General features: G+C 71.8%; 24 protein-coding genes. 5 read left to right on the plus strand and 19 right to left on the minus strand.

Annotated features, from left to right (window positions below):
- The first annotated feature begins 147 nt into the window (after nt 1-147).
- Nucleotides 148-765 (plus strand): alpha-ketoglutarate-dependent dioxygenase AlkB, encoded by a 618-nt coding sequence (locus ABZE72_RS07370; RefSeq protein WP_372728364.1) that lies wholly within the window; start codon nt 148-150, stop codon nt 763-765.
- 46 nt (nt 766-811) lie between these two features.
- Nucleotides 812-1,444: a methyltransferase gene (locus tag ABZE72_RS07375; RefSeq protein ID WP_372728365.1), complete on the plus strand. Its 633-nt coding sequence runs from the start codon at nt 812-814 to the stop codon at nt 1,442-1,444.
- An 18-nt stretch (nt 1,445-1,462) separates the two neighbouring features.
- Here ABZE72_RS07375 and ABZE72_RS07380 read toward each other — a convergent pair whose 3' ends face one another.
- From ABZE72_RS07380 to ABZE72_RS07460, 17 genes are all read right to left on the minus strand, one after another.
- Entirely contained in the window at nt 1,463-1,684 is a 222-nt protein-coding gene (locus ABZE72_RS07380) for a CDGSH iron-sulfur domain-containing protein (RefSeq protein ID WP_372728366.1), read from the minus strand.
- A complete protein-coding gene (locus ABZE72_RS07385) occupies nt 1,681-2,643 on the minus strand; it encodes an iron-containing redox enzyme family protein (protein ID WP_372728367.1) in 963 nt (320 codons plus the stop codon). Before ABZE72_RS07385 ends, ABZE72_RS07380 begins: the two co-directional genes overlap by 4 nt.
- Nucleotides 2,644-2,715: 72 nt before the next feature.
- Entirely contained in the window at nt 2,716-3,276 is a 561-nt protein-coding gene (locus tag ABZE72_RS07390) for a LemA family protein (protein ID WP_372728368.1), read from the minus strand.
- Nucleotides 3,277-3,346: 70 nt separating this feature from the next.
- Nucleotides 3,347-5,113, minus strand: coding sequence for a DUF2207 domain-containing protein (locus ABZE72_RS07395; RefSeq protein ID WP_372728369.1), 1,767 nt, complete (start codon nt 5,111-5,113; stop codon nt 3,347-3,349).
- A gap of 47 nt (nt 5,114-5,160) precedes the next feature.
- The gene (locus ABZE72_RS07400) at nt 5,161-5,841 is read right to left on the minus strand and encodes an SRPBCC family protein (protein WP_372728370.1); all 681 of its coding nucleotides are present in this window, start codon (nt 5,839-5,841) and stop codon (nt 5,161-5,163) included.
- Between the two features lie 4 nt (nt 5,842-5,845).
- The gene (locus ABZE72_RS07405; protein WP_372728371.1) at nt 5,846-6,700 is read right to left on the minus strand and encodes a xanthine dehydrogenase family protein subunit M; all 855 of its coding nucleotides are present in this window, start codon (nt 6,698-6,700) and stop codon (nt 5,846-5,848) included.
- Nucleotides 6,697-9,189 carry a xanthine dehydrogenase family protein molybdopterin-binding subunit gene (locus ABZE72_RS07410; protein ID WP_372728372.1) on the minus strand — a complete coding sequence of 831 codons (2,493 nt, stop codon included), beginning with the start codon at nt 9,187-9,189 and terminating at the stop codon, nt 6,697-6,699. The genes ABZE72_RS07405 and ABZE72_RS07410 overlap by 4 nt, the downstream gene beginning before the upstream one ends.
- Nucleotides 9,186-9,662, minus strand: coding sequence for a (2Fe-2S)-binding protein (locus ABZE72_RS07415; RefSeq protein ID WP_372728373.1), 477 nt, complete (start codon nt 9,660-9,662; stop codon nt 9,186-9,188). Before ABZE72_RS07415 ends, ABZE72_RS07410 begins: the two co-directional genes overlap by 4 nt.
- Nucleotides 9,663-9,768: 106 nt before the next feature.
- On the minus strand, nt 9,769-10,995 hold the full coding sequence (locus ABZE72_RS07420) for a transcriptional regulator (protein ID WP_372728374.1): 1,227 nt from the start codon (nt 10,993-10,995) through the stop codon (nt 9,769-9,771).
- Between the two features lie 99 nt (nt 10,996-11,094).
- Complete coding sequence (locus tag ABZE72_RS07425) at nt 11,095-12,246, minus strand: XdhC family protein (RefSeq protein ID WP_372728375.1); 1,152 nt, start codon at nt 12,244-12,246, stop codon at nt 11,095-11,097.
- A complete protein-coding gene (locus ABZE72_RS07430) occupies nt 12,239-13,399 on the minus strand; it encodes a VWA domain-containing protein (RefSeq protein ID WP_372728376.1) in 1,161 nt (386 codons plus the stop codon). The genes ABZE72_RS07425 and ABZE72_RS07430 overlap by 8 nt, the downstream gene beginning before the upstream one ends.
- Complete coding sequence (locus ABZE72_RS07435; RefSeq protein ID WP_372728377.1) at nt 13,396-14,280, minus strand: AAA family ATPase; 885 nt, start codon at nt 14,278-14,280, stop codon at nt 13,396-13,398. The genes ABZE72_RS07430 and ABZE72_RS07435 overlap by 4 nt, the downstream gene beginning before the upstream one ends.
- A gap of 116 nt (nt 14,281-14,396) precedes the next feature.
- Complete coding sequence (locus ABZE72_RS07440) at nt 14,397-14,978, minus strand: NTP transferase domain-containing protein (RefSeq protein WP_372728378.1); 582 nt, start codon at nt 14,976-14,978, stop codon at nt 14,397-14,399.
- 4 nt (nt 14,979-14,982) lie between these two features.
- Nucleotides 14,983-15,627, minus strand: a complete 645-nt coding sequence (locus ABZE72_RS07445) for a hypothetical protein (protein ID WP_372728379.1) — start codon at nt 15,625-15,627, stop codon at nt 14,983-14,985.
- A gap of 13 nt (nt 15,628-15,640) precedes the next feature.
- Entirely contained in the window at nt 15,641-16,177 is a 537-nt protein-coding gene (locus ABZE72_RS07450) for an RNA polymerase sigma factor (RefSeq protein ID WP_372728380.1), read from the minus strand.
- A 97-nt stretch (nt 16,178-16,274) separates the two neighbouring features.
- Nucleotides 16,275-17,903: a chaperonin GroEL gene (gene groL / locus ABZE72_RS07455; RefSeq protein ID WP_372728381.1), complete on the minus strand. Its 1,629-nt coding sequence runs from the start codon at nt 17,901-17,903 to the stop codon at nt 16,275-16,277.
- 205 nt (nt 17,904-18,108) lie between these two features.
- Entirely contained in the window at nt 18,109-18,969 is an 861-nt protein-coding gene (locus ABZE72_RS07460) for a RimK family alpha-L-glutamate ligase (protein WP_372728382.1), read from the minus strand.
- A 253-nt stretch (nt 18,970-19,222) separates the two neighbouring features.
- Here ABZE72_RS07460 and ABZE72_RS07465 point away from each other — a divergent pair, with 253 nt between their 5' ends.
- From ABZE72_RS07465 to ABZE72_RS07475, 3 genes are read left to right on the plus strand one after another with little or no spacing between them, the layout of a single operon-like run.
- Nucleotides 19,223-20,428, plus strand: coding sequence for a DUF2157 domain-containing protein (locus tag ABZE72_RS07465; protein ID WP_372728383.1), 1,206 nt, complete (start codon nt 19,223-19,225; stop codon nt 20,426-20,428).
- On the plus strand, nt 20,425-20,931 hold the full coding sequence (locus ABZE72_RS07470) for a GDYXXLXY domain-containing protein (RefSeq protein ID WP_372728384.1): 507 nt from the start codon (nt 20,425-20,427) through the stop codon (nt 20,929-20,931). The genes ABZE72_RS07465 and ABZE72_RS07470 overlap by 4 nt, the downstream gene beginning before the upstream one ends.
- A gap of 44 nt (nt 20,932-20,975) precedes the next feature.
- Nucleotides 20,976-21,377 (plus strand): nuclear transport factor 2 family protein, encoded by a 402-nt coding sequence (locus ABZE72_RS07475; RefSeq protein WP_372728385.1) that lies wholly within the window; start codon nt 20,976-20,978, stop codon nt 21,375-21,377.
- Here the strand turns inward: ABZE72_RS07475 and ABZE72_RS07480 are convergent.
- Nucleotides 21,374-21,649, minus strand: coding sequence for a MoaD/ThiS family protein (locus tag ABZE72_RS07480; RefSeq protein ID WP_372728386.1), 276 nt, complete (start codon nt 21,647-21,649; stop codon nt 21,374-21,376). The genes ABZE72_RS07475 and ABZE72_RS07480 overlap by 4 nt on opposite strands.
- A gap of 31 nt (nt 21,650-21,680) precedes the next feature.
- On the minus strand, nt 21,681-22,916 hold the full coding sequence (thrC, locus tag ABZE72_RS07485; RefSeq protein WP_372728387.1) for a threonine synthase: 1,236 nt from the start codon (nt 22,914-22,916) through the stop codon (nt 21,681-21,683).
- Nucleotides 22,917-22,956 lie beyond the last annotated feature (40 nt).

A 22,956-nucleotide genomic window follows, 5' to 3' on the forward strand; every position in this document is an offset into this window, starting at 1 on the left:
AGGGGGGATCTCACCCACGCGTCCCGGGAATCGCAACACGTCACACCAAGTGCACCCGATCGGCCAGGGCGCACCACCCGTACGGGTCTGGCCCACCCACCGCGGCGCTTCTCGAACAGGTGTTCGATCTCGTGCTAGCGTACCGGGATGGACTTCCAGGGCTCGCTCTTCGAGGCGCCGGCGGCGGCCGGGCTCGACTGGTTTTCCCGGCTGGAGCGACACGAGCTGAGCCGAGGCGCCTGGGTCGACGTGCACCGGGCCTGGCTCCCGCGCGCGGACGAGGTGTTCGCCGCCCTCCTCTCCGAGGTGCCGTGGCGCGCGGAGCAGCGACCGATGTACGACCGGGTGGTCGACGTCCCGCGGCTGGTGCACACCTACGGTCGCGACGACGCCCTCCCCCACCCGGTCCTGACCGACGCGCGTCGAGTGCTGAGCCAGCACTACCTGCCCGAGCTCGGCGAGGAGTTCGCCACCGCCGGCTGCTGCTACTACCGCGACGGTCGCGACAGCGTGGCGTGGCACGGCGACACGATCGGCCGCGGACGGCACCACGACACGATGGTCGCGATCGTCTCCGTGGGCGACGTACGACGCCTCGCCCTGCGGCCGCGGGGCGGCGGCGAGTCGTTCAGCCTCGAGCTCGCGCACGGCGACCTTGTGGTGATGGGCGGATCCTGTCAGCGCACCTGGGAGCACGCCGTGCCGAAGATGGCGCACGCCGGCCCCCGGATCTCGGTCCAGTTCCGCCCCCGGCACGTGTTCTGAGCGGCTCCGGAGTTTCGCGCGCCGCCCGATCGGGCACCGCAGTGCCATGTCCACCCCTGCTGCAGAGCTGATGGAGTTCGGCGAGCTGAGCATCGCCTTCGACGACCGCGTCCTGCGACCCCGCCCCTGGACCGCGGCACAGTCGCACTGGGCGGCCGAGCTGATGGCCGCCCTGCCGGCCGGGCCCGCGCTGGAGCTCTGCGCCGGGGCCGGCCAGATCGGGCTGCTGGCCGTCCAGCGGGCCCGGCGCGCCGGCGTCGAGCGCCCCCTGGTGTGTGTCGACCTCGACCCGGTGGCGTGCGACTACGCCCGCCGCAACGCCGAGGCCGCCAGTCTCGACGAGCTCGTCGAGGTCCGACAGGGCCGGTTGGAGGAGATCCTGGCTCCCGCCGCCCGGTTCGCCCTGGTGATCGCCGACCCGCCCTGGGTGCCGCGAGACCGGACCAACACCTACCCCGAGGACCCGCTGCTCGCCATCGACGGTGGTGAGGACGGGCTGGAGGTCGCCCGCGCCTGCCTGCAGGTCGCCGCGCGCCACCTGCTGCCCGGCGGCGCGGTGATCCTCCAGGTCGGCACGCTGGAGCAGGTCGAGCGCCTGCGCACGGAGTCGACCGGCGAGCTGACGATGACCGAGGTCCGCCACGGCGAGCGCGGGGTGCTGGTCCGACTGGACCGCTGACCTGTCAGTCGTGGTTGCTCAGGGCCGGGCCGCTCGGGGCAGCGCCTGATGGGTCCCGTCGCACCAGGGCAGGTCTGCGGACCTGCCGCAGCGACACATCGCGCTGACCGGCCGGGTGGTGCGGTGCAGCACCCCGTCCGCGTCCTGGACCACGTGCTCGCCGCGGAGCAGCAGCGGCCCACCGGGGCAGACCACGACGTCGGCGTGCTCGGGCAGGTCGTTCTCCGCCGAGGCCGTCACGAGGCGACCTGCTGCTCGCGGTCCCAGCGGGCCAGCACGCGGACGGCGAATCGGTCCTCGAGATCCAGGGCGACCCGGGCGCCGAAGAACACGTCCCCGACCAGGTCCGGCTCGGTGCGCAGCAAGGAGCCGCAGATCTGACGCACGGCGAGCTGGTCGTGCACCGCGTCGGCGGTCACGTGCTCCTCGTAGTAGGCCACCAGCTCGGCCGGGAACCCGAGCCGGTTGAGCCCCTGGGCCATCCGGCGCGAGGGCAGCGAGCTGGTGGCCTCGAACGCGGCAAGGTGGCCGAGCGCCGCGCCCCGCAGTCGCCGGTGCAGGCCGAGGAGCGACATGGCGTTGTTCTGCTCCAGCACCTCCAGCGGCGCCAGGTCCAGGTACGCCCCGGGGTCCGAGCGCAGCCCGCAGGCCTCCAGGCCCACCGAGAACAGCTGCGCGTGCAGCCGGTGCGGGTTGCCGGCGCCGTACTCGTCGTACTGCAGCTCCATCAACGCCGCCTTGGGCCCGACGGGCAGTCGGGGCACGACCCAGGCCGTCGGGTCCGCCTCCTTGAGGTGGTAGATCGAGCGCATCCGCAGCAGCTCGAGGACCTGCTCGGCGGTGGCGTGCCGCTGGACGTGCGCCGCGATCGACGGCCCGTCGTGGTCGACGACCAGGTCGAAGAAGGCCTCCGCGAAGGGCCCCTCGGGTACGTCGTGGGCGCACCGGGCGCGCAGTCGCTGCTCGAAGTCGCGCTCCAGGTCGGCTCGCAGCCGGAGCAGGTCCGGGTGCCACTCGAGGTCGTCGGCCACGTCCTCGAACCCGCGGTAGTGCAGCTCGTAGAGCACCCACAGGGCGAGCTGGGCGTCCACGTCGTCGTCGGGGCGGAGAGCCACCAGACCGGACAGGTCGTCACCAGGCGCGCGCAGGGCCCGGAACAGGGTCTCGGTCAGGGTGCCGCGCGGCCGCGGCGTCAGCACGGCGCGAGGGCCGACAGGTCACGGGTGCAGGACATGGCCGCGCCGTACCCAGGTCGGGCCCGGGTCATGCCGTCAGAAGTTGACCTGGGGCGGCGCCTGCTGTCCGGCGGGCGCCTCGTAGAAGTCCCGCGCGTGCACGTTGGCGATCCCGGTGAGGAACATCCACGGAATGGTCGCGGTCAGCTTGTTCAGCGTCGCGACCGCGTCGTTGTAGTACTGCCGGGCGAAGGAGATCTGGTTCTCGGTCTCCGCGAGCTGCTGCTGCAGGTCGAGGAAGTTCGTGCTCGCCTTCAGGTCGGGGTACTGCTCCGCGACCGCGTTGACCCGCACCAACGCCTGCTGCAGGGCGGCGTCCGCGGCCGCCTTGGCCGGTACGTCGTCCCCCTGCGCGGCAGCCTGGACCCCGGCTCGCGCCCGGGTGACCTCCTCGAACACCCCCTTCTCGTGGGTGGCGTAGCCCTTCACGGTCTCGACGAGGTTCGGGATCAGGTCGGCCCGCCGGGTGAGCTGGACGTCGATCCCGCCGAGAGCTTCCTGGGCGGTGATGTCGGTGGTGCGCAGCTTGTTGAAGCCGATGATGATGAAGCCGGCCACGGCGACGATGAGGCCGAGGGCGATGACGATCGCGAACATCAGGTGTCCTCTGTTTCTGGTGGGAGCAGGTGGTGGTGCTGGTCGTGGTCGGGCAGATCGGACGCGTGGTTCACCAGGAGCCTCCACCCCCGCCGCCGCCTCCCCCGCCACCGGAGAAGCCTCCGCCGCCGGACGAGGAAGAGGTCTGGGTCGCCTGGTAGGACGAGATCGCACCGTCCACCGTGCGGGAGAAGTCCTGGACCATCGCGGAAACCTGATCGGCGGCGGTGCCGGCGGCGTACCCGCCGACGAGGTACGGCGGCGTCGGCGGCTCGGCGCCGACCTCGGTGCGGTACTTGTCCGCCCACTCCTCGGCGCAGCCCAGCGCGACCGCCCACGGGATGTAGGCCGTGTACAGCTCGTGGCGCCCGGAGAAGTCGAAGCGGTTCTGGCTGGAGTCGGTGGACAGCACACGGTGGAACCCCCCGATCCGCGACCACAGCTCGCGCCCCCGCGCCGTACGCCGGGTGCCCGAGCCGGCGGAGAGCAGCGGCAGCGCGAACAGCGCGAAACCGCCCGGCACCAGCCCGAGCAACGTCATCGAGAACGGGTTGAAGATCGCGATCGCGAGCGCCGCCAGCAGGGCACCGATCACCACGATCGCTCCGGCCGAGCCGAGACCGCTGCGCACCATCAGGCCGCTGCGCTTCGCCCAGGCACGGGTGCTGGACTCGAAGCGGGCGATCTCCTGCTGGAGGCGCTGGCCGCCGGCGACGTCGGACCGGGACGCGGTGAACGTGGCGCCGGGTCCGCCGAGCAGGTGGCCGACGCCATGGGTCACCTCGTCGAGGCCCGCCCACCCCTGCGGGCCGGCCAGGTCGGTGATGTTCCAGGTGTCGCCGTTCCGGTCGAGCCGGACGGCGCCGTGCTGGGCGGCGTGCATCAGCGAGGCGACGTACGCCGTGCGGTCCACCTTCTCGGTGAACAGGTACGCCGCCTGGGCCGGGCCGAGGCCCTCGGGCGGGGCGTACATCAGCGGGTACTGGGGGCGGGGCTCGCGGGACCGGGCACCGATGGTCAGCCCGAGCACGGAGGCGCCGGCGGCGAGCAGGAGGACGCAGGCCAGCAGCAGGACGTTCTGGCCCAGGACCGCGTCCCAGCGGGGGGTCCACGGCAGTTCGTCGACCGGCTCGGAGGCGGGCACGGCGAGCCCGACCTTGACCGTCACCGGCGTGTTCGGTGCCAGTCGGTCGGTCCGGATCCGCAGCACCGTCGTGTCGTCGCCGCGGACCGCGCAGCCGCCCGTGCTGCCGGTCTCGCCCGTGCTGCCCGTGCCGATCGCGCAGCGCACCTGCTCGGCGGGGGCCGGCAGCCGCAGCGTCAGGGCCGCGCGCTCGATCGGCTGCTGCCACCCGGCGGGGACGAGGTCCCAGTAGAACTGGCTGGTGGTGCCGTCCGTGCCGGGCTCGAGGACCGAGGCGATCCGGTAGCTGATCTCGTAGACGTGCTCGCCCGGGGTGACCTCGATGTCGGGCGAGCCGATCCGGGCCACCCGGAAGCGACCGCCGTCCTCGCTCGTCAGCTCGACCTGCACCGGCGAGCCGTCCATCGTCACCCGGATCTCGCGCGGGATCCGGCGGGCGTGCGGGGCGGTCGGGTCCGCGAGGTCCCAGAACCGGAAGATGCCGTGCTTGCCGGCGTGCGGGAACGTGACGGTCAGGGTCTCGGTGGCGCGCAGGCCGCCCTGGTCATCGACCTCGAAGTCGGCCAGGTAGCGGGTGATCGTAGTCGTCTCGTGGCTCGGCTCGTCGAGGTCCACGTCGTACAGGGCAGCCGGGGCGAGCAGCGCCAGCACCAGGACGACCAGGCCCAGCACGAAGCCCAGCAGCCGTTTCATGCCCGGAGCCTAGGGGCAGGCCGCTCCCCTCGCCGGGCATCGGGCCATCAGCGTCGCCGGAGCAGCCACCACGCGAGCAGCAGGACCAGACCAGCGCCGAGCGCCTGCTTGCCGTAGGTCCGCGCCAGCACCGGTAGGACCGTGGCGCCCAGGTTCAGCGCATCCTCCTGGGAGACGTGCTGTGGGGTCAGGACCGACGGCTCGACCGCACGCGTGGGTGCGGGCGTGGGTGCGGGGGTGGGTGCGGGGGTAGCTGGGACCGCCGCCTGGGGGGCTGCACCCAGCCGGCTCTCCAGGCAACCGACGAACTGACCGAGGAGCTTGTCCGAGACGTCCTGCATCACCCCGCGCCCGAACTGGGCCGGCTTCCCGGTGACGGCCAGGTCGGTGACCACCACGACGTCCGTGCCTCCGTCCATCGCGCCGGTGCCCGGCGTCATGCTGAGCGTCACCGTGGCGCCGGCCGTCCCATTGCCGCGCTTGTCCTTGCCCTTGGCCTCGACCACGAACCGGTGGGCGGCGTCGTCCTTGTCGACGAAGGTCCCCGAGCCTGTGTAGACGAGCGCGATCGGCCCGAGCTTGACCTTGCAGGTGCCCTGAAAGGTCTCCCCCTCGACCGAGGCGAGCTGCGCCCCGGGGAAGCACTCGGCCAGTCCCGAGATGTCCTGGAAGTGGGCCCAGGTCTCCTCGACGGGGGTCGGCACGCTGAAGCGGTGCGTCAGGTCCACGCTGTCAGGCTCCCGCCGCCGCGAGCACGGCTCGCCGGGTCAGAACCCCGGCGAGATGGCGCCGGTAGTCGGCGTCACCGTTCAGGTCCGACGGCGGCGTGCAGCCGTCCGCGGCATGAGCGGCTGCGGCGCGCACCGCGTCCTCGGTGACCGGCTGCCCGAGGAGAGCCTCCTCCACCGCCCGGCCCCGCACCGGCGTGGCCCCCATGTTGGTCAACCCGATCCGCGCCTCCGCGATCGTGTCGCCCTCCCTGCGCACGGTGGCGGCCACCGCGACGATCGGCCACTGGTGGGCGACCCGCACGAACTTCTCGTAGCAGGAACCCCACCCGGTCCGCTTGGGCACACGCACCTCGGTGAGGATCTCGTCCTCGCCGATCGCGGTCTCGAAGAGGCCCAGGAAGAAGTCGTCCGCACCCACGGTGCGGGTGCCGCCGGGGCCCGCGATCACGAACTCCGCTCCCAGGGCGAGCGCGGGAGCTCCGAGGTCACCTGCCGGATCGGCGTGCGCCAGTGCGCCGCCGAAGGTGCCGCGGTGGCGGACCTGGACGTCGGCCAGGTGCTCCACCGCCTTGCTGATCAGGGCAGCGTGCTCGGCGACCAGCGGGTCCGAGCCCACCACCGAGTGCGGCGTCATGGCGCCGATCACGAGTGAGTCTCCGTCCTCACGGATGCCCCGCAGGGAGGTGATCCGGCCCAGGTCGATGACGAGCTCGGGGGCATTGAGCCGCATCCGTAGGACGGGCAGCAGGCTCTGCCCTCCAGCCAGGATCTTGGCCTCGTCGCCGTGCTCGGTCAGGGCCGCCAGCGCCTCCTCGACCGTGGTCGGTGCCAGGTAGTCGAACGCTGCGGGGATCATCGGCCTGCTCCTTCGGTTCCCTCGGCTGCATCGAAGTGGGGGGCCGCGGCCGCCTCGGTCTCGGCCGCCACGACGTCACCTCCACCACCTCGGGCGTCGTTGATCGCCTTCCACACCCGTTCAGGCGTGCAGGGCATCCGGACGTCGTTCACGCCCAGGTGCCGGACCGCGTCGACGACGGCGTTGACCACGGCCGGGGTGGAGGCGATCGTCCCGGCCTCGCCCACGCCCTTGGTGCCGAGCGTGTTGGTGGTCGCCGGCGAGGTCGTGTGGTCGAGGTCGAAGCTGATCGTGTCGGCAGCCGTGGGCAGCAGGTAGTCGACGAAGGAGCCCGACACCAGGGTGCCGGCGTCGTCGTACACCGCCTCCTCCCAGAGCGCCTGCGCGATGCCCTGGACCAGCCCGCCGTGCACCTGCCCGGAGACGATCAGCGGGTTGATGATGTTGCCGATGTCGTCACAGGCGGCGTACTTGCGCATCCGCACCTGCCCGGTCTCGGTGTCCACCTCCATCGCGCACAGGTGGGTGCCGTGCGGGTAGTTGAAGTTCACCGGGTCGAAGGTGGCGTCCGAGTCCAGCGAGGGCTCCACCCCGTCGGGCAGGTTGTGCGCTGCGAAGGTCGCCAACGCGATCTCCCCGATCGCCATCCCCTGGTCGGTGCCCTTGACCTGGAAGCGTCCGCCGGCGAACTCGAGGTCGTCGGCCGAGGCCTCGAGCAGGTGCGCGGCGATCACCTTCGCCTTCTCGATCACCTTGTCGGCCGCCTTGACGACGGCCTCTCCCCCGACCACCAGGGAGCGGGACCCGTAGGTGTCCATCCCCTTGTGTGAGATCGCGGTGTCGCCGTGCAGCACCTCCACGTCCTCGAAGGCCACACCGAGCCGGTCGGCGACGATCTGGCTGAACGCCGTCTCGTGACCCTGGCCGTGCGCCGAGGCGCCGGTGAGCAGCTCGACCTTGCCGGTCGGCAGCATCCGGACGCTCGCGTGCTCCCAACCGCCCGCGCCGTAGTCGAGGCTGCCGAGCACTCGTGAGGGCGCCAGCCCGCACATCTCGGTGAACGTGGAGACGCCGATGCCCAGCTGGACCGGGTCACCGGACTCGCGGCGCCGCTTCTGCTCGGCGCGCAACTCGTCGTACCCGAACATCTCCTTGGCCCGGGCCGTGGCGGCCTCATAGTTGCCGGAGTCGTACTCCAGCCCGCAGACGCTGGTGAACGGGAACTCGTCGTGGGTGATCCAGTTCTTCTCCCGGATCTGCAACGGGTCGACCCCGACCTCGGCGGCCAGCTCGTCCATCATCCGCTCCACGGCGTACGTCGCCTCGGGCCGACCCGCGCCGCGGTAGGCGTCGGTCCAGGTCTTGTTGGTGAGGACCGTCTGAACGTTGAACCGGTACGCGGGGAACTTGTAGATCGCGTTGAACATGAAGGCACCGAGGACCGGAACTCCCCCGCCGATCAGGGAGACGTGTGAGCCGAGGTCGGCCAGCAGCTCGACCTTGAAGCCGGTGACCGTACCGTCCTTCTCCGCCGACAGCGTCAGCTTCTGCCACTGGTCGCGCCCGTGGTGGGCGGCGACCAGCGACTCGGACCGGGTCTCGGTGTACTTCACCGGCTTGCCCAGGCGGCGCGCCAGAAGGAAGACGATGAACTCCTCCGGGGTGGTCTGCAGCTTGCCGCCGAAGCCACCACCGACGTCGGGGGCGATCACGCGGATCTTGGACTCACTGACGCCGGTGACCGCCGCCAGCAGGAAGCGCAGGATGTGCGGGATCTGGGTGGCCGACCACATCGTGATCTGTTCGCCGGTCGGGTCGACGACGGTCGAGCGGGGCTCCATGAAGGCGGGGATCAACCGCTGCTGGCGATACTCCCGCTCGATCACGATCCCGTCGTCTCGAGCCTTCTCGATCGCCTCGTCGACGTTGCCGCCGGTGCCGGCGGTGGCCGAGTCGAAGACCCAGAACGCGGACTTGTTGGTGCCCAGCTCCGGGTGGGCCAGCGCACCGCCGTTCTCGGGGGTCGCCTGGGCCGCCTCCTTGAGGTCCACCGCGGCAGGCAACTCCTCGTACTCGACGTCGACGAGCTCGGCTGCGTCCCGGGCCGCGGCGGCACTGCGAGCGACCACCACGGCAACGATCTCCCCGGCGAAGGTGGCCCGGTCGACGGCGATCGGCGGATGCGCCGGCGTGACCTGGTCGGGCGTGATCGGCCAGGCGTTCGGCAGCGATCCCTGCTCGTCGGCGACGTCCGCCCCGGTGATCACGGTGACGACGTTCGGCGATTCCTGGGCCACGGAGGTGTCGATGCCGGCGATCCGGGCGTGCGCGAACGGGCTGCGCACCATCGCGACGTGCAGCATCCCCGGCAGGGTGATGTTGTCGGTCCAGCGGGTGCGGCCCGTGATCAGCCGCTGGTCCTCCTTGCGCCGGCGGTCGCGTCCGATCTCCCGGCCGGTCTCGGTGGGCCGCTCCTGGGTGGCGGTCATGAGGCGCTCCCGCTCAGCGTGCCGGCCGCCTGCTGCACCGAGCGGACGATGTTGTGGTAGCCGGTGCACCGGCAGAGGTTGCCCTCCAGGCCGAGCCGGATCTCCTCCTCCGAGGGGTCCGGATTGTCCTTGAGCAGGTCCAGGCTCTGCATGATCATCCCCGGCGTGCAGAAGCCGCACTGGAGGCCGTGACACTCGCGGAAGGCCTCCTGGACCGGGTGCAGCGCGCCGTTCCTGGCGAGCCCCTCGATCGTGGTGACGTCGCAGCCGTCGGCCTGCACGGCGAGCACGTTGCACGCCTTCACCGACTGCCCGTCGAGGTGCACGGTGCAGGCTCCGCAGTTGCTGGTGTCGCACCCGACGACGGTGCCGGTCTTGCCGAGATTCTCTCGGAGGTACTGCACGAGCAGCTGGCGAGGTTCGACGTCGTCGGAGACCGAGTCCCCGTCGACGGTGAGCTGGATCCGGGTCATGGACGACTCCCTGAGAGGTGGTGCCGGGTGGCGAGGCGTGTGACCCGGCTCACGCTAGGCCGGAGTGGTTGGTGAAAGGTTGGGCCGCCGACGACACGGGTCCGCCTCAGCGGTGGGCGACCGCGAGCCGCCCCTTGAGCAGCGGCACCGCCGGGTGCGCGCTGCCGGCGAGCGCCGCCAGGGCGACCTCCACCACCTCGGTGTCGTACGGCGCCAGCTCGCTGTAGCGGACCACGGCGTCCGGCTGCGGATCCGCCAGCAGCGCCTCGCGCAGGGCGACCACGACATACTCGGCGAGCTCACCGAGTGCCGGGGAGTTGGTGCCGGGCAGCAGGTCCCCGCCGTACGCCTCGACCGCGGCGGCCACGTGACCCCGTCGGAGCAGGCCGAGCACGACCTCGACGTCAGTGGCGACCGGCATCGTGAGGCGGTAGGGGCGAGAGGCCAGCTGACCACCGAGCGCTGCCCGGAGGTGGGAGACCTCGGCCTTCAGCGTGGAGAGGGTGACGGCCTGATCGCCGTAGACCATCGCGTGCAGCTGCTCCAGCGAGACGCCCTCGGGGTGCAGGGCCAGCAGGGCGAGCACCTCGGTCTGCCGACGGTTGAACAGGAGCCGCTGACCGTCGAGACGGGTCTCCGCGGTGCCGAGCAGCGTGAGCTCGAGTCCGGCGACACCGCTGTCGTCGGCCAGCTGCGGGTGGCTGCGGGAGTGCGGCATCGCGGTCTCGATCAGCCGGGCCAGCACCCGAGCGGTCGCCAGTCCGATCGGGTGGGTGCGGTCCCAGGTCGTGGAGAGGTCGAGGACGCCGAGCTGACGGCCGGTGACGGGGTCGTGCACCGGCGCGGCCCAGCAGACCCAGTTGTGCACGATGGGCGCGTAATGCTCGGCACTGAAGACCATCGCGGGCGCGTCCGAACGGACGGCGAGGTCGAGGGCATTGGTGCCGACGCTGGTCTCGTCCCAGCGGCCACCCGCCACGAAGTTCACCGACTCCGCCTTGCGCCGCATCACCCGACCGCCGTATGTCCAGAGGATGCGGGTGCGGGCGTCGGTCACCGCGATCACCACATCGCCGTCCTCCGCCGTGCGGCGCAGCTCGGCCTCCACCCGTTCCACGGCGGTCTGCAGGGGCGATCCCCGCCAGAAGGCGTGGGTCTCCTGCTCGTCGGCCATCGGGGCATGGGTGAGGTCGGTGGAGATGGCGGACTCGGACCGCGCCCAGCTGCTCAGGATCTCGGGACGTACCAGGCGCTCGGCAGCGTCGCCGCTCTCGACGAACGCCGTCCAGGCGCGGACCGCGCGGAGCCGACGGCCCTGCAGATCACTGGACATCCGACCACCCCCGATGGCTCGATGTCGGGCCAAGGTAGCACCGACGGGGTGACGTGGGTCACGGCGTCGATCGGCGTCCCCGTGACCGTGCCACGCCCGTCAACCCGGGAGGCCGGGCACCTCGCGGTGGATCCGACCGTCCGTGCCGGCCAACGGCTCGCCGCTGCCGCCCCAACGCCCGGCGATGATCTCGGCGGCGATGCTGATCGCGGTCTCCTCCGGCGTGCGAGCCCCCAGGTCGAGGCCGATCGGCGAGGAGAGCCGGCTCAGTTCCTCCTCGGTGATCCCGACGTCGCGGAGCCGGGCGAGCCGGTCCTCGTGGGTACGCCGCGAGCCCATCGCGCCGACGTACGAGACCGCCGGCAGGCGCAACGCCACCTCGAGCAGGGGAACGTCGAACTTCGGGTCGTGGGTCAGCACCGCGATCACGGTCCGGGGGTCGATCCGGCCGGCGTCGCGCTCGGCCGCGAGGTAGCGGTGCGGCCAGTCGACGACGACCTCGTCGGCCTCCGGGAAGCGGCTGGTCGTCGCGAAGACCGGGCGAGCGTCGCAGACCGTCACCCGGTAGCCCAGGAAGCTGCCGACCCGGGCCACGGCCGCCGCGAAGTCGATCGCGCCGAAGACGAGCATCCGGGGCTTCGGGGCGAACGCCCAGACGAAGACCCGCATGCCCTCGCCCCGGCGTTCGCCGTCCGGGCCATAGGTCAGCGTGGCGTGGTGGCCCGCGGCCAGCAGGCCGACCGCGTCGTCGTGCACGGCGGCGTCGGCGCGCTCGGAGCCGAGCGACCCGGAGGTGCCGGCACCGGCACCGGCATCGGGTCGGACCAGCAGGCGGCGCCCGAGCCGGTCCGGGTCCGGGTGCTCGATCACCGTGGCGATCGCGATCGGGGTGCCGTCGGCCAGGTCGCGGGCGACCTGCTCGAGCTCGGGGAAGGTGTCGCGGTCCACCTTCTCGACGTACACGTCGAGGATCCCGCCGCAGGTCAGCCCGACCGCGAACGCGTCGTCGTCGGAGACGCCGTACCTCTCGAGGACGGGGGTGCCGCCGGCCACCACCTGCTGGGCGAGCTCGAAGACCGCACCCTCGACACACCCGCCGGAGACCGAGCCGACCGCCGTACCGTCAGCGCAGGCGAGCATCGAGGCGCCGGGCGGTCGCGGGGCGGACTGGAAGGTCGCGACCACGGTCCCCATCCCCACCTGCTCACCGGCCCGCCAGCGCTCCAGCAGCTCGGGCAACACCTCACGCACGCGCCAGCACCTCCGAGAGCTCGGCGAAGGTCGCCAGGGAATGCCCGGCGAGGAAGTCGTCGACGTACGGCAGGACGGCGACCACGCCCTGCTGCACGGGTTCGTAGCCGGGCTTTCCGCGGTGCGGGTTCACCCAGACCACCCGGTGCGCGATCCGGCGCAGCCGGTCCATCTGCTCGGTGAGCAGGGCGGGGTCGCCGCGCTCCCAGCCGTCGCTGAAGACCACGACCACTGCGCCGCGCGCGAGCCCGCGACGACCCCAGCGATCCAGGAAGATCTGCAGGGTCTCGCCCAGCCGGGTGCCGCCAGACCAGTCGGGCACGGTGTCGCCGGCCACGACCAGGGCCCGCTCGGGGTCGCGCACCCGCATCGCCCGGGTCAGGTGGGTCAGCCGGGTGCCGATCGTGAAGGTCTCGACGACCCCGCCACGCTCGCGGGCCAGCTGGGTGAACCGGTGGGCCAGCCGCAGCAGCGGGTCGGCGTACCCGCTCATCGAGCCGGAGACGTCGACGAGCAGGACGATCCGGCGGGGGCGTACGGCGCGTCGCCGCCGGGCGATCTCGGCCGGCTCACCGAACCGTCGGAGGCTGGCGCGCAAGGTGCGAGACGCGTCGACGTCGCCACGGCGCCAGGCCCGGTGCCGCGCCGTACGACGCAGCGGCGGGCGCAGCCGCAGGGTGGCGAACATGGCGCCGAGCCGCTGCCTCTCCGCGGGCGAGAGGGCGGCCAGGTCTCGGTGCCGCAACACCTCGGCGGCGCTGGCCCGGGCCCGCACGACCTCGTCGGGCTCGCGCTCGCCGTCGCTGTCACCGGGCGAGTTTTCGGTGGCCGGCAGGTCGGAGAGGACAGGCCGGGACGAGGTGGCGGGGCGGGTGCGGGGCAGGCCGTCGCGGGCGTTGAACCACGACTCGAAGACCTGGTCGTAGCGCTGCAGGTCGTCCGGGCCGGCGCAGAGCGTGGCGCGGCCGGCCAGGTAGGTCGCGCGCTGGTCGTCGAGACCGAGCGTGGCCACGGCGCTCAGGAAGTGCTGGGAACGGTCGTGGGTGACCGGCACCCCCGCGGCGCGCAGGGCCCGGGTGAAGCCGAGCAGGATCTCGTCGGCCTGGTGGCGCGGGGGCCGGGGTGCCGTCGGGTCGGTCGGGGTGGCACTCATGGCCGGAGCATCCGGTCCAGGGCCTGACGCACGCGGTCGGCGTCCTCGCGGTACTTGATCAGCGCGCCGAGGGTCGCCGAGGCCGCGGCCAGGTCGAGGTCGACCGTGCCGAGGTGGTGCAGGGCGCGGGCCCAGTCCAGGGTCTCGGCGACGCCGGGCGGCTTCTGCAGGTCGTCGCGATCGCGGAGCTGCTGGACGACCCCGACCACCTGCCGGGCGAGCTCGGCGGAGACCTCGGGTGCGCGGGAGCGGACGATCTCGACCTCGCGGTCCAGGCCCGGGTGGTCGATCCAGTGGTAGAGGCAGCGGCGTTTCAGCGCGTCGTGGAGCTCGCGCGTGCGGTTGGAGGTCAGCACGACGATCGGCGGGGTGGAAGCCTTCACGGTGCCGAGCTCCGGGATCGTGACCTGGTAGGTGGAGAGCACCTCGAGCAGGAACGCCTCGAACTCGTCGTCGGCCCGGTCGACCTCGTCGACCAGCAGGACTGCAGGGCTCTGCTGCAGCGCGGCGAGCACGGGGCGGGCGAGCAGGAACCGCTCGTCGTACAGGCTCTTCTCGGCCTCCTCGACGTCCGCGCCGCCGGCCGCCTCGAGGGCGCGCAGGTGCAGGATCTGGCGCGGGAAGTCCCAGTCGTAGAGCGCCTGCGTGGCGTCGATCCCCTCGTAGCACTGCAACCGGACCAGCGGCAGGTCGAGCGCTTGAGCGAGCGCCTCGGCGAGCGCGGTCTTGCCGGTGCCGGGCTCGCCTTCGAGCAGCAGCGGGCGTTGCATGCGCAGGGCCAGGAAGGCGACCGTGACCAGCGCCTCGTCGCAGAGGTACCCGGTGGCCTCCAGCGCCGAGGCCACTTCGGCCGCGGACCCGGTCTGCACGTGGCGCTCCATTCCCCAAGGCTACGGCGCTGTGCGTTGGCTCATGGTTGGCGACCTGCCACTTGCGGTTGCTCCCAGACCGCTGACCTGCCAGTTGTGGTTGTGCGGAGCCAACCACAACTGGCAGGTCAGCGGTCTTGGTCGTGGCCGGTGGCCAGGTCGCCGCACTCGACGGGCGTGACCTCGTGGGCGGCCAGGTAGTCGCGGGCTCCCCGGTCACCGCCCGACACGTCGAGTACGCCGGCCCAGTGGTCGCGGCCGATCAGCACCGGATGCCCCGGCACCCCGTCGTACGACGCACGGCACAGCGTCGCGGGCCCGGCAGCCTCGGCCAGCACCCGGGCGATCACCGCGGCCCCGACATCGGGCAGGTCGACCAGGTGCACCAGGGCGACCTCGGCCTCGGGCGAGCCGGCCACCACCCCGAGCCCGGCGCGCAGGGACGCCGACATCCCGTCGGCCCAGTCCTCGGCGACGACGACGTCCACCGGCGCACCCGCCCCGGCTGCCGTCCCCGACGGGTCCAGCAGCGCGGCCGCCCGGTCGGCCTCCGCACCCAGCACCACCACGATCCTCGAGCAGCCGCCCCCGCGCAGCACCCGCACCCCGCGCAGCACCCAGGGTTCGCCGGCGGCCGTCCGGACCAGCGCCTTGGGCATCCCCATCCGCGTGCCGGCACCGGCAGCAAGGAGGATCCCGTGCACGCCCATCAGCTCAGGCGCCGAACGCCTCGGCGTAGAGCGCGCTGCGCTCCGGGGTCGCCGGGCCGCTGAAGCCGCAGACCGTGACGATCCCGTCGTTGGCCGAGACCAGGTAGCGGTCCCCCACCCGGAAGTCGACGAAGCCGATCAGGGCCAGCGCGTCGGAGGGCGGCGTCTCGACCCGGACCAGGTCGCTGGCCTCCCCGGCGAAGAAGCGGGTGGCCTCGAGGGTGACCTCCTCCTCGCCCACCTCCTGCACGGTGCCCTCGAAGGCGAGCGGCTGCTCGGCGAGCAGTTCGGCGGTCGGCACCATGCACCGGTTCGCACTCGGCTGCAGGGTGAGGTCGGTGACGCTCGCCTCGGCAGTCGCCACCGGGACCTCGTCTCCCCCACGCGCGACGAGGGCGAAGACCGCGGCGCCGATGATGAGGGCGGACGCGGCGGCAGCGACCGCCCAGGTCAGGCGACTGCGCCCGTGCGTGTGGTCGGAGCGTCGTTCGTCGGTCAGGGGCTCGTCGTGGGGGGCGTCGGTCGTCATCGCGTGCTCCAGAAGTCGTGCCACCTGCGTGGCGTCGGCGGACGGCAGGAGGGCCGCCGGGTCGGCGGCGGAGAGCCGCGCGCGTACGGCGTCGGCGTCCGGCTCGGTTCCCTCGCTCATGGACGTGCCCTCCTCATGCCTTCTCATGTCCGGCACCGGCATCGTTCTTACCGAGTTCACCGACCAGTCGCCGGCGCGCCCTGCTGAGCCGTACGCCGGCGGCGTTGGGCGTGATGTCGAGGACCGTCGCGATCTCGGACACGGTCAGCTGCTCCCAGGCCCACAGCCGCAACAGCTCGGCGTCCTCGGCGCGCAGCGACGCCATCGCCTCGGCCAGCCCCGGGTCGGGCCCCCGGTCGGCCTCCGGCACCTCCACCGCCTCGACCGGTGGATCCAGCGTCGCCACCCTCGCCGCGACCCGGCGTTGCCGACGAGCCGAGCGTTCGGCGTTGAGCAGGCACCCGCGGGCCACGGCGTACGCCCAGGGCAGTGGGTCGGCGGGCAGGTCGTCGAAGCGCCGCCAGCAGACCAACAGGGTGTCGGCCAGCACGTCGTCCGCCGTCGCCGGGTCGGTACGGCGCACCAGGAACCGCCGCAGCGGGTCGATCAACTCCCGGGCGATCGCCTCGAAGCGCGCGCGCCTCTGCTCAGCGCGCCCGACGGTCTCCACGCGGACACCTTCACACACCCGGACATGACGAACGGCCCCGGTCCGAGGACCGGGGCCGAACGTGTCGTTCAGTGCAGGGCTGTGCCCAGAACTTCGATCAGAAGTCCATGCCGCCCATGCCGCCCGACGGGTCGCCGCCCATGGGCGCCGCCTTCTCGGGCTTGTCGGCCACGACGGCCTCCGTGGTGAGGAAGAGCGCGGCGATGGACGCAGCGTTCTGCAGCGCGGAGCGCGTCACCTTGGCGGGGTCGATGATGCCCTCGGCGATCATGTCGACGTACTCGCCGGTGGCCGCGTTCAGGCCGTGACCAGCGGTCAGGTTGCGCACCTTCTCCGCCACGACGCCGCCCTCGAGGCCGGCGTTGATCGCGATCTGCTTGAGCGGGGCCTCGGTCGCGAAGCGCACGATGTTGGCACCGGTCGCCTCGTCGCCCTCGAGCTCGAGCTTGCCGAAGGCCACGTCGGCAGCCTGGACGAGCGCCACGCCGCCACCGGCGACGATGCCCTCCTCGACGGCCGCCTTCGCGTTGCGAACGGCGTCCTCGATGCGGTGCTTGCGCTCCTTGAGCTCGACCTCGGTGGCCGCGCCGACCTTGATGACCGCAACGCCGCCGGCCAGCTTGGCGAGGCGCTCCTGCAGCTTCTCGCGGTCGTAGTCGGAGTCCGACTTCTCGATCTCGGCGCGGATCTGGTTGACGCGACCGGCGATCTGGTCGGCGTCACCGGCACCCTCGACGATGGTGGTCTCGTCCTTGGTGATGACGACCTTGCGGGCCTGACCGAGGAGCTCGATGCCGGCCGACTCGAGCTTGAGGCCGACCTCCTCGGAGATGACCTGGCCACCGGTCAGGATCGCGATGTCCTGCAGCATGGCCTTGCGGCGGTCGCCGAAGCCCGGGGCCTTGACGGCAACGGACTTGAAGGTGCCACGGATCTTGTTCACGACCAGCGTGGACAGGGCCTCGCCGTCGACGTCCTCGGCGAGGATCAGCAGCGGCTTGCCGGACTGCATGACCTTCTCGAGGAGGGGCAGCAGGTCCTTGACGCTGGAGATCTTGGAGTTGGCGATGAGGACATAGGGGTCCTCGAGCACGGTCTCCATGCGCTCCGGGTCGGTGACGAAGTACGCCGAGATGTAGCCCTTGTCGAAGCGCATGCCTTCGGTGAGCTCGAGGTCGAGCCCGAAGGTGTTCGACTCCTCGACGGTGATGACGCCTTCCTTGCCGACCTTGTCCATCGCCTCGGCGATGATCTCGCCGACGGTGCTGTCGGCGGCCGAGATCGAGGCGGTGGCAGCGATCTGCTCCTTGGTCTCGATGTCGATGGCCATGTTGGAGAGCTGCTCGGAGACGGCGGCCACCGCGGCCTCGATGCCGCGCTTGAGGCCCATCGGGTTCGCACCCGCGGCCACGTTGCGCAGACCCTCGCGGACCATCGCCTGGGCGAGGACCGTGGCGGTCGTGGTGCCGTCACCGGCCACGTCGTCGGTCTTCTTGGCAACTTCCTTGACGAGCTCGGCCCCGATCTTCTCGTACGGGTCCTCCAGCTCGATCTCCTTGGCGATGCTCACACCATCGTTCGTGATGGTGGGCGCGCCCCACTTCTTCTCGAGAACGACGTTGCGGCCCTTGGGACCGAGGGTGACCTTGACGGCGTCGGCGAGCGTGTTCATGCCACGCTCGAGACCGCGTCGGGCCTCTTCGTTGAAAGCAATCAGCTTCGGCATAACTCCTGCGATCCTTCGCATTTCAGAGTTTGTGGACGATCCGGCTCGTTGCCCGCGACGGACGGTCAGGCTGCCCGGCGAACCCTTCCCGCCGGCGCTTCTGGCCTCAACTCCCCGGATCGGGGGTTGAACTGTCACTCTCCTGTCGAGAGTGCCAGCCTCATGTTTAGCACTCGACCCCCGAGAGTGCAAGAAATTGGCGCCCTCAGCGCCCCTGTTCGAGACGCTCCACGACCAGGTCCGCGAACGGCTCAGCGTTGGCGGGATGCACGTCGAGATAGAGGCCCGGCTCGATCAGCTCGAGCTCGCCCGCGACCAACCGGCCGTCGTACTCCATCAGGTCGACGCGGCCGTAGTCGAGCCGGCGCCCCAGCAGCCGGCTCGCCTCGGCGATCGCGTGCTCGGCGGCCTCGCGGGCCGGGTCCGTCAGCGCGACCGCCCGCGAGGCGCCACCGAAGTGCTCGTGCACCCGGATCTCGCCCGCGGCGGGCAGCTTGTCGACCTGGGAGACCGCACGCCCGTCGAGCACGAAGACCGAGGTCTCGCCCACCGTCCGCACCGACTCCACCAGCGGCTGCACCACCCACGGCCCCGCGGTCAGCCCGGCCAGCCGGTCGTCCTCGAGGCTGTCGATCACGACCACTCCGATGCCGCCGGCGCCGGTCCGGGCCTTGACCACGATCGTGCCGAAGGCCTCGAGACCCGCCCGGAGTCCACCCACCAGGTCGGCGTCGTCGGCGAGGAGCGTGGGCACCGTCGGGATCCTGTCCGCGATCTCGACCAGGTAGGCCTTGTCGGCGTTCCAGGTGAAGACCTCGGCGCCGTTGAGCAGCGCTGTGGACTCCTCGACCGTCCGCGCCCAGGCCAGGAAGTCGGCACACCGGCGGTGGTAGTCCCAGGTCGAGCGGACCACGACCAGGTCGGCGTCCGCCCAGTCCACGGCCGGGTCGTCCCACGAGACCCAGCGAGTGTGGACGTCGCGCTCGGCCAGAGCGGCGACCAGGTGCTCCCCGCCGTACTCGCCCTCGGGCATCAGTTGGAAGGTGGCCAGCAGGACGGTCGTCATGGCGCGAGGCTATCCCCGCCGACCCTCCGGGGCGTTGTCGATTTCGCCTGCCCACGCGGCGAGCGTGGCCACACGACCACCGGCGACAACGAGCTGAGACCGTCGAGCGACTCACCGGCTACTGGGTCGTCCACACCGACGACCTCGCCCACCTGCTCCAGGTGATCGGCGGGTGGCAACCGGGCCCATCGGCCCGTGAATTGAGTCTCCGTACCCATGCGCCCCGCAGCGGGCAGGGAGCAGACTCGAGGGCATGGAACACACGACGAGCACCACGTCGCGGCCGGTCACGCCGCGGCAGCTGGCCTGGCTGGGTGACGAGGTCGGCCGCTGGCAGGCCGAGGGCCTGGTCGATCCGGCGCAGGGCGCCGCCATCCTCGACCAGTACGCCGCCGTACGACGGGCCGGGATCGCCCGGCTGATGTCCTACCTGGGCGGAGCCTTCGTGGGCTTCGGCCTGATCTGGCTGGTGGCCGCCAACCTCGACCAGTTCTCACCGGTGACCCGCTTCGCGGTCGTCACCGTGATCTGGCTGGGCATCACCGCCGCCGCGGAACTGCTGGCCGCTCGGCGAGCCCACGCCGACGACACCGCCTCACCCGTGGTGGGAGCGGCCCGGGGTCTGGCGGCGCTCGCGTTCGGTGCGGTCATCTTCGAGGCGGCGCAGAACCTCCAGGTGCCCGCGTTCGAGCCGGCCCTGGTCGGCTGGTGGTCCCTGGGCGCGCTGGTCTACGCCTACGCCGTGCGGGGAGTGGCCCCCCTGGTCGTGGCGCTCGGCGCCGGGATCGTGTGGCTCTGCTGGTACCTCGCCGAGGCCGGCGGCAGCGTCTTCGGCGTCACGCTCGCCTTCGTCGCGGCCGCGGCGGTGGCCAGCGGGGTGGCCGTGCTGCACGACCGTTTCGCCCCCACCGGGTTCGGCGTGCCGTGGCGGGAGTTCGGTGCGGCCATCGGGCTGGTCGGGCTCTTCATGGCTGCCGTGCCGGAGGTCAACGCGGACGACTTCGCCCCCGAGTGGAGCGGCTGGGCGCTGCTCGCGATCGCGCTCGCCGTACCGCTCGCCTCGGCGGCGGCAGCCACCGGCCGCGCCCGCCTCGAGCCGCTGGCCGCGCTCGCCGTGGTGGCCGCCGCCAGCGTGCTGGTGCTCTGGGATCCCGTCCTCGACCTGGACGACGTGGGAGCCGTCGGCTGGCTGCACGCCGGCGTCAGCATCGCGCTGTACGTCGGGGCCGCCACCTGGGTGGCGGTGCTGGGTCTGCGGCGTGGCAGCGACCGACTGACCTATCTGGCTCTGGCCGCGCTGGTCGTGTTCACGACCTTCCAGAGCTTCGCCGTCTTCGCCCGGATCATCGAGGGCGCCTGGCTCTTCCTGGCGCTCGGCCTGGTCTTCGTGGGCACCGGCTACCTGTTCGACCGGGCTCGCCGGCAGCTCGTCGGCGTCGTGGAAGGAACCTCCGCATGAGCACTGTGACCTCCTCTCGACCGGTACGGGTGGTCGGCGCCGTCCTGGTGATGCTGGTGCTGGTGGGCGTGGCCGTCGCCGGCCAGCTCTCGGCCCGGCTGACCGGCGACGAGTACACCTTCCGGGTCGCCCCGGTGGACCCGATCGACCCCTTCCGGGGCGCGTACGTCGAGTTGGCCTACCCGGACCTGCAGGAGCTGGAGCGGTGGGAGGCGAGCGATGACGTCGACATCGAGGGCGCCCGCGGCGAGCTGTTCGTGACCCTGCGCGAGGAGGGCGGCGTCTGGGTGGCCGACGACTACACCCGCGAGCGTCCCGACACCGGCCCATACCTGGCCTGCAACGATCGGGACTGGCGGATCCGCTGCGGCATCGAGAGCTGGTTCCTGCCCCAGGCGAAGGCGCAGGCTGCCCAGGACGCCGTGAACGCCGGCGACTCGATCGCCACGGTGCGCATCGACGGACGGGGCAACGCCGCGCTGATCGAGGTCACGGTGCCCTGAGTGTCCGCTCCCGGATCGGCGGCCCGACCCGGTTGACTGGCGCGATGACCACCGACTCGCCCCCGATGCCGGCTCCGATCGCGGCCTGGCACGCCCTGGCCGAGGCCCGCGACCCGGCCGCCCTCGACGCGCTGCTCGCCGAGGAGTGCGTCTTCCGCTCACCCGCGGTGCACACGCCACAGCCGGGCAAGGCCCTGACCACGGCGTACCTCACGGCGGCCCTCGTCGTCCTCGGTCCCACCCTGCGCTACGTCGAGGAGTGGTACGCCGCCGACAGCGCGGTGCTCGAGTTCGAGGCGGAGGTCGACGGACTGAGCGTGCACGGCGTCGACATGATCCGCTGGGACGACACCGGGCGGATCACCTCGTTCACGGTGATGGTCCGCCCGCACAAGGGGCTCGAGGCGCTGATGGGCGCGATGCTCGTCGAGCTGACCCGGAGCTAGCCTCCGGCCACCGCCGGGATGATCGAGAGCTGGGTGCCGTCCGGCGTCGGGGTCTGCAGGTTCTCGAGGAACCGGACGTCGTCGTTGCCGACGTAGACGTTGACGAAGCGACGCAGCGTGCCGCTCTCGTCGAGCACCCGACCCTTGATCCCGGCGAAACGGGCGTCGAGGTCGTCGAGCACCTCCGCCAGCGTGGCGCCCTCGGCGGAGACCTCGGAGTCGCCTCCGGTGTAGGTGCGCAGGATCGTCGGGATCCGGACGGAAACGCTCATGCTCGGTGCTCCTCGGTGCTTCGGGTGCGGCTCAGGCCAGGCCGGTGGCGGTGAAGGCGGCGTACGACGGGTCGATCGTGGCAGCGGGCCCGACCGAGTCGGAGACGGCGTCCAGGGTCTTCAGGCCCATGCCGGTGTTGATGATGACGGTCTCCAGCGACGTGTCGAGCTGACCGGTCTCCACGAGCTTCTTCAGCACGCCCACGGTGGTCCCGCCGGCGGTCTCGGTGAAGATCCCCTCGTTGCGGGCCAGCAGCAGGATGCCGGCGCGCACCTCCTCGTCGGTGATGTCCTCGACCGCTCCCCCGGTACGCCGGCACACGTCGAGCACGTAGATCCCGTCCGCGGGGTTCCCGATCGCCAGCGACTTGGCGATCGTGTCCGGCTTCACCGGTCGGATCGCGTCGACCCCGGCCTTGTAGGCGACCGAGACCGGCGAGCAGCCGGTGGCCTGGGCGCCGTACACCTTGTAGGGCTTGTCCTCGACGAGGCCGAGCTTGATCAGCTCCTGGAAGGCCTTGTCGACCTTGGTCAGCTGGGAGCCGGAGGCGACCGGGATGACGATCTGGTCGGGCAGGCGCCAGCCGAGCTGCTCGGCGATCTCGTAGCCCAGCGTCTTGGAGCCCTCGGCGTAGTAGGGCCGGACGTTGACGTTCACGAACGCCCACCCGTCCTCCTCGCCGGCGATCTCGGAGGCGAGCCGGTTCACGTCGTCGTAGTTGCCCTTCACGGCGACCAACGAGTCGGTGTAGACCGCGGAGTTGACCTGCTTGGGCTTCTCGAGGTCGGAGGGGATGAAGACCACCGTCTTGATCCCGGCCCGCGCGCCGGCCGCGGCCACCGCGTTGGCGAGGTTGCCGGTGGAGGGGCAGGCGAAGACCTTGCTGTGGAACTCGGTCGCGGCGCTGAGCGCGCAGGCGACCACCCGATCCTTGAAGGAGTTGGTCGGGTTGGTGGAGTCGTCCTTGACCCAGAGGTTGTCGATCCCGAGCTCGCGGCCCAGGTTGTGCGCCTTCAGCAGGCGGGTGTAGCCGGGCTCCATGTTGGGGCTCTGCTCGATGTCGTCGGGCACCGGCAGCAGGGCCTTGTAGCGCCAGATGTTCGCGGGGCCGGCCTCGATCTGCTCGCGGGTGATCGCCGGGAAGTCGTAGGCGATCTCGAGCGGACCGAAGCACTCCGGACAGGCGTAGTGCGGCCCGAGCTCGATCTGGTGGCCGCACTCGCGACAGGCCAGGCCGGTGGCGTTGCCGAACGCACCGGGGCGCAGGCCGGGCGTGCCGGTGGGAGCGCCCGGGGTGGCGGTGGGG

The sequence above is a fragment of the Nocardioides sp. genome (assembly GCF_041600255.1).
GTDB lineage: Bacteria > Actinomycetota > Actinomycetes > Propionibacteriales > Nocardioidaceae > Nocardioides.